This is a genomic window from Leclercia sp. J807, from assembly GCF_009734465.1.
In the GTDB taxonomy this organism is placed as follows: domain Bacteria; phylum Pseudomonadota; class Gammaproteobacteria; order Enterobacterales; family Enterobacteriaceae; genus Enterobacter.
On record NZ_CP046446.1, the window covers coordinates 2,644,604 to 2,659,990 of the forward strand.

Sequence of the window (15,387 nt, forward strand, 5' to 3'; positions counted from 1 at the left end):
CGCTCCTATCGTTGTGAAATCAGATCGGTCAGTCGCTTCTGGCTGTTGCTTAACGTTGCGCCGAGGTCCTGTTGACCTACCGTCACGTTATGCACCATAGAACTGATGATGCCTGAACCCGTTACGTCGCCCATGCGGGTGAAGTTTTTGTCACCCACGGCGCCAAACACCTGAACATTCGGGAACTGTGAGATCAGTTCATAAGGCAACTGTCCAAAGGCTTTAATCACCTCGTTGTTTTTCCAGGTGTCGGTGCCAACCACCAGCTTATTGACCGGCAGCGCGGCGCCAGGGGACATCATTACCCAGTCCGCTGCGTTTTGAGCCTGTTCCATCCAGGCGACGAATTTCTCAGCCGCTTTGGTTTCTTCTTCGGCCTGGCCGGTGGTGATCGTCAGCGACGTCACCATGCCGTAGACCGCGGAGGATTTTTCAGTGGGAACGACAAATCCCAGATTGGCGGGATTGCCGTCTTTATATACGGCTGGCAGGATGTAGGTTGAGTAAACGGCCATCGGTGCAGAGCCGTTCATAAAGGCGTCTTTGATCTCCATAACGTCGTTCGAACCGGGCATGGTGGTCGCCGCCAGCGCTTTATAAAACGCCAGCGCGTTTGCCATTTCCGGCGTATTTATGTCGACATCGCCTTTGGCATTAAAGACATTTGCGCCGCCCGAAAGGGCAAACTGCGAGAACGCTTGCTCAGTCATCACGCTTTCAGCGGTTGGCAGAGCAATGCCGTAATGTTTTTTGGCCGGATCGTTGAGCTTCTGGCTGGCTTTCAGCAGTTGCGCCCAGTTATGCGGCTCTTCAAAACCTGCCGCCGCCAGAACATCCTTGTGATACCAGACACCGGATAGCCAGGCGCTGATCGGCACCCCTGTCCACGCTGCGCCATCTTCGGTGCGTACCACACGCAGAATGCCGTCATAGAAGGTGTTTTCACCCACGGTTTTTATGACTTCGCTGATAGCCGCCCGATCCAGCAGTTGCTCTTTGTCCATGACTTTTGCGTAATCGTGGCTGACTTCAATCACTTCCGGCAGTGCGCCGGTTCGGGCCAGGGTGATCACCTTGGTGTTATAGGCATCTTCCTCAACCGGAACCTGCTTCACCCTGATGGTGGGATTTTCTTTCTCAAATTTTTCAATCAGTGTCGTGATAACCGCCTGACGCTCCTGTTCCACTGATGAGTGCATAAATTCAATGGTGACAGCCGTTGTCTTGTCGTCCTTGCAACCTGACAACAGGGCGCACGAAGCCAGTGCTGATATCAGCACAATTCTGGGCATTTTCATTTTAAGGTCCTTTTTTAGTTTTCTTTAATCCACATGACCCGCCATGGATTAAGGGTCAGAGTAGTACCGTTAATTTCGTTTCCGGTGATCAATTCCTTACCGTTTTTAATAGCTGAGGAGATATTGTGAGATTGATTGCTGAAGTTAAATAATGCTGTGATCCGCTCGCCGTTTGCCGCAGTACGAATGATCTTAAATACCTGGTCGCCGACGGTCGAAAAAATGGCCTGACTGTCGGGATGGAAGGCTTTTTCCGCTCGCCGCAGCGCGATTAATGCATTTAAACCATGGTATATCTGATGCCGAAGATTGTTATTATCTTCGAGTTCATGGTCTATTTCCCCGGCAATATACTTCCTTCTGTTAATCGCACGGTTATAGCCCAGGCGCGCTACCCCAGCATAATCATTACGCGAACCAAGAATACTCTGAATATAGATCGCCGGAACGCCAGGAAAACTGAGCAGAACGGCATGCGCCAGAATAAACCGGGCAGCCCTTTGCTTATCGTCACTCTCCTTCTGGCTTAATGCATCAAGATAGGTCACGTTTATTTCATACGGGCTTCGCGTGCCATCCGGATTATTTTTCCAGTTTACCAGGGCACCTTCGCTCTGCAGCTTCTCTACCAGGGAGAGGATCTCCGCTTCGGGTAAAATTCCACGCAACGGGTTGAGGCCAATACCGTCATGGGATGCCAAAAAATTGAACCAGGTGGTTTTCAACGAAGGCAACTTCAGCGTGGTCGCCCACTGGCATAGCGTCCGGACATCCTGACAATGTACGGCATGCAGAACCAACGGAGGTAACGAGAATTGATAAACCATCTGGGCTTCATTTTCACCGTCACCAAAGTAAGAAATATTATCTTTATGCGGCACGTTTGTTTCCGTGATCAGCACGGTGCCCGGAGCCACCCTGTCAGTAATGGCGCGGAAGAGCTGGATTAGGCGGTGGGTTTGCTCAAGATGAATGCAGCTTGTTCCCGGAATCTTCCACATAAACCCAACGGCATCCAGACGGATATAGCGGGCTCCTTCAACAAGATAGTGAAGCAGCACCTCCACCATGGCGATCAGCACCTGAGGAGAAGCGAAATTGAGATCGATCTGGTCCTCGCTGAAGGTGGTCCACAGGTGACGGATGCTTCCATCACTCAGTGTGAAAGGGGTCAGCAGCGGCAATGCCCTTGGGCGCGTCACGGCGGATAAATCGGTTGCTGGATCGACGGAAATAAAGAAGTCTTCATAGACAGGCTTTTGATGAATATAATTTGCAAACCACTGGCTCTTTGCTGACATATGGTTACAAACAAAATCAAACATCAAGCTGGCTGACTGTTTTAATTCAGCAATGTCTTTCCACGTACCTGTTTCAGATGCGACCTCGTGATAATCCATAACGGAAAAACCATCATCAGAAGACCACGGATAAAAAGGTAAAAGATGGACATGAGAAAAAGCACGAGATAGCCACTTATTATAAAAGCGTGTGAAAACAGGTAGTGCTTTCTCCCCTGCTGCAGAAAACTGATCGGCATAGGTAATCAGGACGACATCTTTTTCATCCCAGTCTGCCTTACGTTTATCTGTAATTACCTTAGCCGCGTTATCGATTTTCTCGATCAGCACTTCCAAATGCGCGTCAGAAAACGATTTCCCGTAAACCAAATTGATTAAATTCTTAATTTTTGCGTTCACTTTATTTTCCATGGTAGCGGTCCCACGGAGTGGCAATCTACTCTCATGAAAATGTCTGTCAACGGACGCAGAGGTGGAAAAAGGGATATACGAAGCAGCTCAACGCATTAATGTGAAGTGCCGCAAATAAAGAAGGAAAAAAGGGCTAAAGCGTAACAAGTCCTCTCCTGATAAAGGAAAGGACTTATTGACGGGGATCAGGAGAAGTAACGGCGGGAAAGACGCGTTGCCAGCTTTTTCAGCATTGGCTCTAGCGCGACGGCCAGCAACATTCGTACCGGCTTGCGGGCGACCGATTTAATCGCCCAGCCCGCCACGCCTGCCGGGCCGTAACGCAGTGCAGTCAGTAATACCAGCTTCCCTGCGATTTTCAGGCCCGGCTTGACGCGATGTCCGGCCTGTTGCCAGCGTTGATTCATATCAATTCTCTCTGTTAAAGCTGACGAAAACGGCTTCGCAGCGTGAAGGTATCCGAGGTGACATACCGCTCCATTTCGCGCAGACGTTTTTCGCCTGCCGACAGCTCAGCATCCACCGCATCCAGTAATTCACCGCTGGTGGGTGCATTCTCATCGCCCAACGCGCTGTCCGGCATCGGGTCCAGCACGAAGGACAAAATGATATAGGCCACAAGGGTAATAAACGCCAGACCAAAGAAAATGGAAAGTACCGTTACCACACGCACCAGTTTCACCGGCACGTCGAGGTAGTGCGCCAGTCCGGCGCAGACGCCGCGCAACATCCCCTGCTGAGGGATACGCCACAATTTTTTATTCAGATTCAGTGCCATTAGCGATCCCTCCAGTTCGGATGTTCCGCATCCAGGATCGCCTCCAGCGCCTGAATACGTTCGCGCATTTTATTTGCGTCCTGAGTTAATTGCGCCAGGCGCTGTTGTTCGCTTTGCGACAGCTCTCCCCTTGAAGAACGGTTACTGTAGTGCAGCCACAACCAGATCGGCAGAACAAACAGCACGAAAATGGTCAGCGGAATGGCAAGAAAAAGCGCGCTCATGTCTACTCCTTGTCTTATGAGTGGCGGCGCCGACGGGCGCCGCAGTCGTTATTATTGATTGTCTTGTTTCATTTTGGCCTTCAGCGCGGCCAGTTGCTCGCTGATTTCATCATCCGCTTTCAGATCGGCAAACTGCTGATCCAGCGTTTTCTGTTTGCCAAAGCTGTGGCTTTCCGCTTCCGCTTCCATCTGATCGATACGACGCTCAAACGACTCGAAACGGGCCATGGCTTCGTCAATCTTGCCGCTGTCGAGCTGACGGCGCACGTCACGGGACGAGCTTGCTGCCTGGTGACGCAGTGTCAGAGCCTGCTGGCGGGCGCGGGTTTCGCTCAGCTTGTTCTCCAGCTCCGCAATCTCTTTTTTCATGCGGGCAAGGGTTTCATCCACCAGGGTGACTTCCTGCTCCAGGGTAGCGACAATATCGGTCAGCTTCTGCTTTTCAATCAGCGCAGAACGGGCGAGGTCCTCTTTATCTTTGCGCAGCGCCAGCTCCGCTTTTTCCTGCCATTCGGCCTGCTGGGCGGTCGCCTGTTCAATACGGCGGGAAAGCTGCTTTTTCTCAGCCAGCGCACGGGCGGAGTTAGAGCGCACTTCCACCAGCGTATCTTCCATCTCCTGAATCATCAGACGAACCAGCTTCTGTGGATCCTCTGCTTTCTCCAGCAGTGAGTTGATGTTGGCGTTCACGATGTCGGCAAAACGAGAAAAAATACCCATAATTGAATCCTCATATTTTCTGTTATCGGGCTGAGCCCTGCTGCATAGCTAATACAATTCCCGTGCCAATTTTATATCTCTTTGATTTCACATGTGGTGATTGCTTTTCCGCCCGCTACGCCCTACTCTCACTTAGTGAATTACACCAATAAGTGGTCAATTACATCATGGCTGAATTTAAAGATACATTACTTGGGGAAGCCAACAGCTTTCTCGAGGTGCTGGAGCAGGTATCCAGGCTGGCACCGCTGAATAAACCAGTGCTGATTATCGGCGAGCGAGGCACCGGCAAGGAGCTGATTGCCAACCGGCTACATTACCTGTCCGGTCGCTGGGATGGACCGTTTATCTCCCTGAACTGCGCCGCGCTGAACGAAAATCTATTGGATACGGAACTGTTTGGTCATGAGGCGGGCGCCTTTACCGGGGCGCAGCGTCGCCATCCCGGTCGTTTCGAGCGCGCCGATGGCGGCACGTTGTTTCTTGATGAGCTGGCGACCGCGCCGATGCTGGTGCAGGAAAAACTGCTGCGCGTCATTGAGTATGGCGAGCTGGAGCGCGTGGGGGGCAGCCAGCCTTTACAGGTCAACGTGCGCCTGGTGTGCGCCACTAACGCCAATTTGCCGGAGATGGTCGAGCAGGAGAAGTTTCGCGCCGACCTGCTGGATCGGCTGGCGTTTGATGTCGTTAACCTGCCGCCGCTGCGCGAGCGACGCAGCGATATCATGCTGCTGGCGGAGCAGTTTGCCATTCAGATGTGTCGCGAACTTGGGCTGCCGCTGTTTCCCGGTTTCAGTCAGCACGCCCGCGAAACGCTGCTGGATTACCGCTGGCCGGGCAATATCCGTGAACTGAAAAACGTGGTGGAGCGCTCCGTTTACCGCCACGGTAGCAGCGAGACTGAGCTGGATGAGATTGTGATCGATCCCTTTCAGCGCCCCACACAGCCCCCTGTCAGCAAACCGCTGACCACGGGTACGCCCACCCTGCCCCTCGATTTGCGCCTGTTCCAGCTGGAGCAGGAGAAGCAGTTGCTGGAGCAGAGCCTGCGCGAGGCACAATTTAATCAGAAACGCGCGGCTGAACTGCTGGGACTGACCTACCATCAATTGAGGGCGTTGCTTAAAAAGCATCACATGCGCTGACATAATCAGCACTTATCCGCAGACATTTTTACGAAGCAGGTGTAAGTGCGATACACTTTGCAGATCGTCACTAAAAACCTTAAAAATTATGCGTCTGGTTTTCTCGTCCCTGATTGCGCTCGGTCTGTTAAGCAGCCAGGCGTTTGCCGCGCCTGAGCTGGCAGAGCGCGCGGATATTCGCGACAGCGGCTTTGTCTACTGCGTAAGTGGGCAGGTCAACACCTTCAACCCGCAAAAGGCGAGCAGCGGCCTGATCGTCGATACCCTCGCCGCCCAGCTCTATGACCGCCTGCTGGATGTGGATCCCTATACCTATCGCCTGGTGCCGGAACTGGCCGAGAGCTGGCAAGTGCTGGACAACGGGGCCACCTACCGTTTTCGCCTGCGCGACGATGTGAACTTCCAGAGCACGCCGTGGTTTAAGCCTACCCGTAAACTCAATGCGGATGACGTGGTCTTTACCTTCCAGCGCATTTTTAACCGCAACCATCCGTGGCACTACATCAACGGCGGTAATTTCCCCTACTTCGACAGTCTGCAATTTGCCGATACGGTGAAGAATGTGCGCAAGCTGGATAGCCGTACGGTAGAGTTCACCCTGGCGCGGCCGGATGCCTCCTTCCTGTGGCATCTGGCGACGCACTATGCCTCGGTGATGTCCGCGGAATATGCCACTCAGCTCACCCTGAAGGACAAAATGGAGTTGATGGATCGCCAGCCCGTAGGAACCGGGCCGTTCCAGGTTGAAGAGTACCGGGCCGGGCAGTACGTGCGCCTGCAGCGCCATGAGAAATTCTGGCGCGGCACGCCGCTGATGCCGCAGGTAGTGGTCGATTTAGGTTCCGGCGGTACCGGGCGGCTGTCGAAACTGCTCACCGGGGAATGTGATGTCCTGGCCTGGCCTGCCGCCAGCCAGCTGACCATCCTGCGCGACGACCCGCGTCTGCGCCTGACCCTGCGCCCGGGCATGAATATCGCTTATCTGGCCTTTAACACCAACAAGCCGCCGCTGGACAACCCGGCGGTACGCCATGCCCTGGCGCTGGCGATCAATAACCAGCGTCTGATGCAGTCCATTTATTACGGTACTGCGGAAACTGCCGCCTCAATCTTGCCCCGCGCCTCGTGGGCCTACGATAGCGAGGCTAAAATTACCGAATACAACCCGGAAAAATCACGCGAACAGCTCAAAGCGCTGGGGGCAGAAAACCTCACCCTGCAATTGTGGGTGCCCACCAGCTCCCAGGCCTGGAACCCTAGCCCGTTAAAAACCGCAGAGCTGCTCCAGGCTGACCTGGCCCAGGTGGGGGTCAAGGTGGTGATTGTTCCGGTAGAAGGTCGTTTTCAGGAGGCGCGCCTGATGGACATGAACCACGATCTCACCCTGTCAGGCTGGGCGACAGACAGTAACGACCCGGACAGCTTCTTCCGTCCGCTCCTGAGCTGTGCGGCCATTGATTCGCAAACCAACTATGCCCACTGGTGCAACCGCGAGTTTGACAGCATTCTGCGCAAGGCGCTGTCGACCCAGCAGCTGGCGGCACGTATCGATGCCTATGATGAAGCGCAGATTATTCTGGCCAAAGAGCTGCCGGTGCTGCCCCTGGCCTCCTCCCTGCGTCTGCAGGCGTACCGTTACGATATCAAAGGCCTGGTGCTCAGCCCGTTTGGAAATGCGTCGTTTGCGGGCGTCTCCCGCGAGAAACAAGAAGAGGTGAAAAAACCGTGATTATTTTTACCTTACGTCGGTTGCTGTTGCTGCTGATCACCCTCTTCTTTCTGACCTTAGTGGGTTTTAGCCTGAGCTATTTTACCCCGCACGCGCCGCTACAGGGTGCGTCGCTGTGGAATGCGTGGTGGTTCTGGTTTGAAGGCGTGCTGCACTGGGACTTTGGCGTCTCCAGCATTAACGGCCAGCCCATCGCCGAGCAACTGAAAGAGGTCTTCCCCGCCACCATGGAGCTCTGCATCCTGGCGTTCGGTTTTGCGCTGATGGTGGGGATCCCGGTCGGGATGCTCGCCGGGATCACCCGCAGTAAATGGCAGGACAAGCTGATCAGCGCCATCGCCCTGCTCGGGTTTTCGGTTCCCGTCTTCTGGCTGGCGCTGTTGTTGACGCTCTTTTTCTCGCTGACGCTCGGCTGGCTGCCGGTCTCCGGACGTTTTGACCTGCTCTATGCGGTAAAAACCGTCACCGGATTCGCCATTATTGACGCCTGGCTCTCAGATTCGGTCTGGCGGCATGAGATGATCATCAGCGCCGTGCGCCACATGGTGTTGCCGGTGCTGGCCCTGGCCGTGGCACCGACCACGGAGGTGATTCGCCTGATGCGCATCAGCACCAGCGAGGTGTTTGACCAGAACTATGTTAAAGCGGCCGCCACACGCGGGTTGTCACGGCTGACGATTTTACGTCGCCATGTGCTGCATAATGCGCTACCGCCGGTGATCCCGCGTCTCGGACTGCAGTTCTCAACCATGCTGACGCTGGCCATGATCACCGAAATGGTCTTTAGCTGGCCAGGCCTCGGGCGCTGGCTGATTAACGCCATTCGCCAGCAGGATTACGCCGCTATCTCTGCAGGCGTGATGGTGATTGGCGCGCTGGTGATTATTGTGAACGTGTTATCTGATATTTTGGGCGCTATGGCTAACCCACTGAAACATAAGGAATGGTATGCCTTACGATAGCGTATACAGTGAAAAGCGCACGCCCGGTGCGTTACGCACCGTGTGGCGAAATTTCTACGGCGACGCCATGGCGATGATCGGCCTGTACGGCTGCGGCGGCCTGGTGCTGCTGTGTATCCTGGGCTCCTGGTTTGCGCCGTATGGCATCGATCAGCAGTTTCTCGGCTATCAGCTGTTACCGCCATCCTGGTCCCGCTACGGTGAAGTCTCCTTCTTCCTGGGCACCGACGACCTCGGGCGCGATGTGTTAAGCCGTCTGTTGAGCGGCGCCGCGCCGACGGTGGGCGGTGCCTTTGTGGTCACCCTGGCCGCCACGCTGTGCGGTCTGGTACTGGGTATTGTCGCCGGGGCTACTCACGGCCTGCGCTCGGCGGTGATGAACCATATTCTCGATACGCTGCTGTCGATCCCGTCGCTGCTGCTGGCGATTATTGTGGTGGCCTTCGCCGGTCCGCACCTGACGCATGCCATGTTTGCTGTCTGGCTGGCGCTACTGCCGCGTATGGTACGTTCGGTCTACAGCCTGGTGCATGATGAGCTGGAAAAAGAGTATGTGGTGGCCGCCCGTCTCGATGGCGCCACCACCATGAATATTCTGTGGTTTGCGGTGCTGCCCAATATCGCCTCGGGCATGGTTACGGAAATTACCCGTGCCCTGTCGATGGCGATCCTGGATATCGCCGCGCTCGGTTTTCTCGATCTGGGCGCTCAACTGCCCTCCCCGGAATGGGGCGCGATGCTGGGCGACGCGCTTGAACTGATCTATGTGGCCCCCTGGACGGTAATGCTGCCGGGTGCTGCAATTATGGTTAGCGTATTACTGGTGAACCTGCTTGGCGACGGGATCCGTCGCGCCATTGTGGCGGGGGTGGAATAATGCCGTTACTGGATATTCGCAATCTGACGATTGAACTTAAAACCGGCGAAGGCTGGGTCAAAGCGGTCGATCGCGTCAGTATTACCCTGAGCGAAGGCGAAATTCGCGGGCTGGTGGGGGAATCGGGCTCAGGCAAAAGCCTGATTGCCAAAGCGATTTGCGGCGTGGCGAAGGATAACTGGCGCGTCACCGCTGACCGTATGCGCTTTGATGATATCGACCTGCTGCGCCTCTCCGTCCGCGAACGACGCAAGCTGGTGGGCCACAACGTGTCGATGATCTTTCAGGAGCCGCAATCCTGTCTCGATCCCTCGGAGCGGGTAGGCAAACAGCTGATGCAAAACATTCCCGCCTGGACCTATAAAGGCCGCTGGTGGCAGCGTTTTGGCTGGCGTAAACGCCGGGCTATTGAGTTGTTGCACCGGGTGGGGATCAAAGATCATAAAGACGCCATGCGCAGCTTCCCGTATGAGTTGACGGACGGTGAGTGTCAGAAAGTGATGATTGCCATCGCGCTGGCTAACCAGCCGCGCCTGTTGATTGCGGATGAACCGACCAACGCGATGGAGCCGACCACCCAGGCGCAAATCTTCCGCCTGCTGACCCGGCTTAATCAGAACAACAACACCACTATTTTGCTGATCAGCCATGACCTGCAGATGCTGAGTAAATGGGCGGATAAGATTGATGTGATGTACTGCGGCCAGACCGTGGAAACCGCTGGCAGCGAGGATCTGATCACCACGCCGCATCATCCGTACACCCAGGCGCTGATCCGTGCGATACCGGATTTTGGCAGCCCTATGCCGCATAAAAGTCGCCTGAATACCCTGCCGGGGGCTATCCCGCTGCTGGAGCACCTGCCGATTGGCTGTCGCCTGGGGCCACGCTGTCCTTATGCCCAGCGTAAGTGCATTGAAACGCCGCGCCTGGCCGGGCCGAAGAACCATCTGTTTGCCTGCCATTTCCCGCTGAACATGGAGAAAGAGTGACATGGTCGAAACCCTGCTGGAAGTGCGCAACCTGAGTAAGACCTTTCGCTACCGCACCGGCTTATTTCGCCGTCAAACTGTTGAAGCGGTAAAACCGCTGAGCTTTACCCTGCGTGAAAAGCAGACCCTGGCGATCATCGGTGAGAACGGTTCAGGGAAATCGACGCTGGCGAAGATGCTGGCCGGGATGATTGAACCCTCGGACGGTGAAGTCCTGATTGACGACCATCTGCTGAAATTTGGCGATTACTCGTTCCGCAGCCAGCGGATCAGGATGATTTTTCAGGATCCCTCCACCTCGCTGAACCCGCGCCAGCGTATCTCACAGATCCTCGATTTCCCGCTGCGGCTCAATACCGATCTGGAACCTGAAGCGCGACGTAAGCAGATCATCGATACTCTGCGCATGGTCGGACTGCTGCCGGATCACGTCAGCTATTATCCGCACATGCTGGCGCCGGGGCAGAAGCAGCGTCTGGGTCTTGCCCGCGCGCTGATCCTGCGCCCGAAAGTGATCATCGCTGACGAAGCGCTGGCCTCGCTGGATATGTCGATGCGTTCACAACTTATCAACCTGATGCTGGAGTTGCAGGAGAAACAGGGTATCTCGTATATCTACGTGACCCAGCATCTGGGGATGATGAAGCACATCAGCGATCAGGTGCTGGTGATGCACGAAGGCTCAGTGGTGGAGCGCGGCAGTACCGCCTCGGTGCTGGCCGCCCCGCTCCACGATCTGACTAAACGTTTAATTGCCGGGCATTTTGGCGAAGCCTTAACCGCAGATGCCTGGCGAAAAGATCGCTGACCTGCCCTGTATGGAGTGGTCGGATTAACACTGTACGCGACACATGCTATTATCGCCGCGTTTTAACGACGGTTGTCCAAAAATGACAGCCGCCACAACAATGAATATAAGGATTAAGAGCTATGGGTTTTCTTTCCGGTAAGCGTATTCTGGTCACTGGCGTTGCCAGCAAACTGTCCATCGCATACGGCATCGCACAGGCTATGCATCGCGAAGGCGCTGAGCTGGCATTCACCTACCAGAACGACAAGCTGAAAGGCCGCGTAGAAGAGTTTGCCGCGCAGCTGGATTCCAGCATTGTTCTGGAATGCGACGTTGCTAAAGATGAAAGCATCGATGGCATGTTCGCCGAGCTGGCAAAAACCTGGTCGAAATTTGACGGTTTCGTTCACTCCATCGGTTTTGCACCGGGCGACCAGCTGGATGGCGACTATGTAAACGCGGTCACCCGTGAAGGCTTCAAAATCGCACACGACATCAGCTCCTACAGCTTTGTGGCGATGGCGAAATCCTGCCGCTCCATGCTTAACCCGGGCGCAGCGCTGCTGACCCTCTCCTACCTGGGCGCTGAGCGCGCTATCCCGAACTACAACGTAATGGGTCTGGCAAAAGCCTCTCTGGAAGCCAACGTGCGCTACATGGCGAACGCAATGGGTCCGGAAGGCGTGCGCGTAAACGGCATCTCTGCCGGTCCAATCCGTACTCTGGCGGCTTCCGGCATCAAAGACTTCCGTAAAATGCTGGCGCATTGCGAAGCGGTTACCCCGATCCGTCGCACCGTGACCATCGAAGATGTGGGTAACTCCGCAGCCTTCCTCTGCTCTGACCTCTCTGCTGGCATCTCCGGCGAAGTGGTTCACGTTGACGGCGGTTTCAGCATCGCTGCAATGAACGAGCTGGAACTCAAATAAGTTCGTTACCTTCCCGCTCCGGCGGGAAGGTTTGCCCACCGTTCAGCCTTCTCTCCCCCCGTTATTCCGTTCCGCTATTTGTTATCACTTAACAATATTTTTCCGCTTATCCGCCTTCCGCCAGGATATTGATCGCCATTTTGAGATCAAGGAACGCACATGGAACAACGCCGTATTTCTGGCAAAGGCCACTGGTATCATGAGACCCAGTCCAGTAGCAGCCCGACGGAAGTCCTGCCTTTGGTTCCCGAAGCCGCGCATGTCGCCGATCGCTTTTTGCTGAATATCGCGCTACCGGCAACGTTGCTGGCAGCCTGTGAACGCTGGTTAACCCCGGCCCGGGCGCTATGCGACCTTTTTTTCCCGCGGACCGTCGCGGTTACCCGGCTGCGTACGCTGAGCGCCTACGATCGTTTCAGCACTGCTCTGACTGTCGCCCAGGTGTGCGGCGTGCAGCGTTTGTGCAATCACTACGCCGCCCTTCTCGCCCCGCTCCCCGGCCCCGACTCCTCCCGTGAAAGCAATCGCCGTCTCGCCCAGATCACCCAGTATGCCCGCCAGCTTGCCAGCTCGCCGGATGTGATCGACAGCAAAGCGCAGCAGGGGCTCGATGAGGTGGGCCTGACGGTGTATGACATTGTGACCATCAATCAGATTATCGGCTTTGTGGGCTTTCAGGCGCGCGTGGTGGCGGTGTTTCAGGCCCTGCTCGGCCACCCGGTGCGCTGGCTGCCGGGGCACCATATCCCGCCTCACGCCCTGCCGGACGATAACGACCTGAATATGTGGCAGCCTGCCATCCCTGGTGTTGAACGTTGTCAGGCCAGCCCACAGCAGCTGGCCTCGCTTGAACGCTGGCAGAACGAGCCGTTATTGCAGCCTCTTGCGCCAGTGCTCTGTCATGAACCGTTGATCCTGGATCAAACCGGTGAAATTCTGATCAGTGGCATTAACACTGTGTATAAAGACGATGAGGCGGTAAGGCGTGCGGTAGAACAGCTGGCGCGATCGCCAGATCAGTTCAGCGCCGCGCAGTTTACCCCGCTGACAGATGATGGCCAGTCGCCCGTACAGGCCATCAACCTGCTCACCTGGAGCGCTTTTTGCGGCTGGCTGAACCGTCTGAAAATCGCCATTGGCAGAAGCGAATAACCACACTAACGACCGAAAGAGCGCTTGCTGTAGCAGTGAGATTCGCGTAAAACTGTCAGCCGCTCAATGGCTACGAAAATAGATCACTATGCTCCAGGACAACCCGCTGCTAGCGCAGCTTAAACAGCAACTGCATTCCCAGACGCCACGTGCTGAAGGGGTCGTAAAAGCCACGGAAAAAGGCTTTGGCTTCCTTGAAGTCGATGCGCAGAAAAGTTACTTCATTCCGCCTCCGCAGATGAAGAAAGTGATGCACGGCGATCGCATTACGGCCGTGATCCATAGCGAAAAGGATCGTGAATCAGCCGAGCCTGAAGAATTAATTGAACCGTTTCTGACCCGTTTTGTGGGTAAGGTGCTGAGAAAAGATGACCGTCTGTCCATCATTCCGGACCATCCTCTGCTGAAAGACGCCATCCCCTGCCGCGCTGAGCGTGGCGTGACGCATGATTTTAAAGAAGGTGACTGGGCCGTAGCAGAAATGCGCCGTCACCCGCTGAAGGGCGACCGCGGTTTTTATGCCGAACTGACCCAGTTTATCACCTTCGGCGAAGACCATTTCGTACCGTGGTGGGTCACCCTTGCCCGCCATAATCTGGAAAAAGAGGCGCCAGAAGGCGCAGCGACTGACATGCTGGACGAAGGTCTTGAGCGTCGCGACCTGACTGCCCTGAATTTTGTCACCATCGACAGCGCCAGCACCGAAGATATGGACGATGCGCTGTATGTTGAAGAGCAGGCTGACGGTAAACTGCTGCTAACCGTAGCGATTGCCGATCCTACGGCCTGGATCGCAGAAGGCACCCCGCTGGATGACGCGGCGAAAATCCGTGCCTTTACTAACTATCTGCCGGGCTTCAACATCCCGATGCTGCCGCGTGAGCTGTCAGATAATCTCTGCTCCCTGCGCGCCAACGAAGTGCGCCCGGTACTGGCCTGCCGTATGTCCATCGCCGCCGATGGCACTATCGAAGAGAACATTGAGTTCTTCGCTGCGCTGATCGAGTCTAAAGCCAAGCTGGTGTATGACGAGGTCTCTGACTGGCTGGAAAACAGCGGTAGCTGGCAGCCAGAGAATGAGGCCATTGCCGATCAGATCCGCCTGCTGCATCGCGTCTGCCTGAGCCGTAGCGAATGGCGTAAGACCCATGCGCTGGTCTTTAAAGATCGCCCTGACTACCGTTTCATTCTCGGTGAGAAAGGCGAAGTGCTGGATATCGTGGCGGAGCCGCGTCGTATTGCTAACCGCATCGTTGAAGAGTCGATGATTGCGGCGAACATTTGCGCGGCCCGCGTACTGCGCGACAAACTCGGTTTCGGTATCTATAACGTGCACACCGGGTTTGATCCGGCTAACAGCGAAGCCCTGGCTGCCCTGCTGAAAACCCACGACGTGCATGTCGATCCGCAGGAAGTCCTGACCCTGAATGGCTTCTGCAAGCTGCGCCGTGAACTGGATGCCCAGCCGTCTGGTTTCCTGGACAGCCGCATTCGTCGCTTCCAGTCTTTCGCTGAGATCAGCACCGAACCTGGCCCGCACTTTGGCCTGGGGCTGGAAGCCTACGCCACCTGGACCTCACCGATTCGTAAGTATGGCGATATGATTAACCACCGCCTGCTGAAAGCGATCGTTAAAGGCGAAACCATTGCCCGTCCACAGGACGAAGCCACGGTGCAGATGGCCGAGCGCCGTCGCCTTAACCGCATGGCGGAACGCGACGTTGGTGACTGGCTCTACGCCCGGTTCCTGAAAGACAAAGCCGGAACGGATACCCGTTTCGCGGCGGAGATCATCGATGTCAGCCGTGGCGGCATGCGTGTGCGTCTGGTGGATAATGGCGCCGTGGCCTTTATTCCTGCGCCGTTCCTGCACGCCGTACGTGACGAGCTGGTCTGCAGCCAGGAAAATGGCACCGTGCAAATCAAAGGCGAAGTGGCCTATAAAGTGACTGAAGTTATCGATGTCACTATTGCTGAAGTGCGCATGGAAACACGCAGCATTATTGCCCGCCCTGCCGTCTGATTGTTGACTGCCTGAAAGCCGGTTCACCTCATTTGAGGGAACCGGCTTTTTTTGCG

General features: G+C 55.5%; 15 protein-coding genes. 9 read left to right on the plus strand and 6 right to left on the minus strand.

The genetic code is table 11. From position 1 onward, the window contains the following. Window positions 1-5 precede the first annotated feature (5 nt). The 6 genes from GNG26_RS12655 to pspA all read right to left on the minus strand — a co-directional run bounded on the left by GNG26_RS12655 (window position 6) and on the right by pspA (window position 4,732). Entirely contained in the window at window positions 6-1,298 is a 1,293-nt protein-coding gene (locus tag GNG26_RS12655; protein WP_103822224.1) for an ABC transporter substrate-binding protein, read from the minus strand. 14 nt (window positions 1,299-1,312) lie between these two features. After that, window positions 1,313-3,010: a sugar phosphorylase gene (locus GNG26_RS12660; protein ID WP_156239024.1), complete on the minus strand. Its 1,698-nt coding sequence runs from the start codon at window positions 3,008-3,010 to the stop codon at window positions 1,313-1,315. A 185-nt stretch (window positions 3,011-3,195) separates the two neighbouring features. Further along, window positions 3,196-3,417 carry a phage shock protein PspD gene (gene pspD / locus GNG26_RS12665; protein ID WP_103822226.1) on the minus strand — a complete coding sequence of 74 codons (222 nt, stop codon included), beginning with the start codon at window positions 3,415-3,417 and terminating at the stop codon, window positions 3,196-3,198. A 14-nt stretch (window positions 3,418-3,431) separates the two neighbouring features. Next, window positions 3,432-3,788, minus strand: a complete 357-nt coding sequence (gene pspC, locus GNG26_RS12670; protein ID WP_156239025.1) for an envelope stress response membrane protein PspC — start codon at window positions 3,786-3,788, stop codon at window positions 3,432-3,434. Then, window positions 3,788-4,012 carry an envelope stress response membrane protein PspB gene (pspB, locus tag GNG26_RS12675; protein WP_103179865.1) on the minus strand — a complete coding sequence of 75 codons (225 nt, stop codon included), beginning with the start codon at window positions 4,010-4,012 and terminating at the stop codon, window positions 3,788-3,790. Before pspB ends, pspC begins: the two co-directional genes overlap by 1 nt. A gap of 51 nt (window positions 4,013-4,063) precedes the next feature. Beyond that, complete coding sequence (gene pspA, locus GNG26_RS12680; RefSeq protein ID WP_103822228.1) at window positions 4,064-4,732, minus strand: phage shock protein PspA; 669 nt, start codon at window positions 4,730-4,732, stop codon at window positions 4,064-4,066. A 167-nt stretch (window positions 4,733-4,899) separates the two neighbouring features. Between pspA and pspF the strand changes: the two genes are divergently transcribed. From pspF to GNG26_RS12725, 9 genes are all read left to right on the plus strand, one after another. Next, window positions 4,900-5,877, plus strand: a complete 978-nt coding sequence (gene pspF, locus GNG26_RS12685) for a phage shock protein operon transcriptional activator (RefSeq protein ID WP_156239026.1) — start codon at window positions 4,900-4,902, stop codon at window positions 5,875-5,877. Between the two features lie 88 nt (window positions 5,878-5,965). Then, entirely contained in the window at window positions 5,966-7,606 is a 1,641-nt protein-coding gene (gene sapA, locus GNG26_RS12690; protein WP_103822230.1) for an ABC transporter substrate-binding protein SapA, read from the plus strand. Beyond that, window positions 7,603-8,568, plus strand: a complete 966-nt coding sequence (gene sapB, locus GNG26_RS12695; protein WP_103822231.1) for a putrescine export ABC transporter permease SapB — start codon at window positions 7,603-7,605, stop codon at window positions 8,566-8,568. Before sapA ends, sapB begins: the two co-directional genes overlap by 4 nt. Then, window positions 8,555-9,445 carry a putrescine export ABC transporter permease SapC gene (gene sapC, locus GNG26_RS12700; protein WP_103822232.1) on the plus strand — a complete coding sequence of 297 codons (891 nt, stop codon included), beginning with the start codon at window positions 8,555-8,557 and terminating at the stop codon, window positions 9,443-9,445. The genes sapB and sapC overlap by 14 nt, the downstream gene beginning before the upstream one ends. Then, a complete protein-coding gene (sapD, locus tag GNG26_RS12705; RefSeq protein ID WP_103822233.1) occupies window positions 9,445-10,437 on the plus strand; it encodes a putrescine export ABC transporter ATP-binding protein SapD in 993 nt (330 codons plus the stop codon). The genes sapC and sapD overlap by 1 nt, the downstream gene beginning before the upstream one ends. Window position 10,438: 1 nt before the next feature. Then, a complete protein-coding gene (gene sapF / locus GNG26_RS12710; RefSeq protein ID WP_103179872.1) occupies window positions 10,439-11,245 on the plus strand; it encodes a putrescine export ABC transporter ATP-binding protein SapF in 807 nt (268 codons plus the stop codon). Window positions 11,246-11,367: 122 nt separating this feature from the next. Then, window positions 11,368-12,156: an enoyl-ACP reductase FabI gene (fabI, locus tag GNG26_RS12715; protein WP_114314744.1), complete on the plus strand. Its 789-nt coding sequence runs from the start codon at window positions 11,368-11,370 to the stop codon at window positions 12,154-12,156. A 159-nt stretch (window positions 12,157-12,315) separates the two neighbouring features. Next, window positions 12,316-13,308: a CMD domain-containing protein gene (locus GNG26_RS12720; protein ID WP_156239027.1), complete on the plus strand. Its 993-nt coding sequence runs from the start codon at window positions 12,316-12,318 to the stop codon at window positions 13,306-13,308. 88 nt (window positions 13,309-13,396) lie between these two features. Beyond that, window positions 13,397-15,331 (plus strand): exoribonuclease II, encoded by a 1,935-nt coding sequence (locus GNG26_RS12725; RefSeq protein ID WP_114386666.1) that lies wholly within the window; start codon window positions 13,397-13,399, stop codon window positions 15,329-15,331. The last annotated feature ends 56 nt before the right edge of the window (window positions 15,332-15,387 follow it).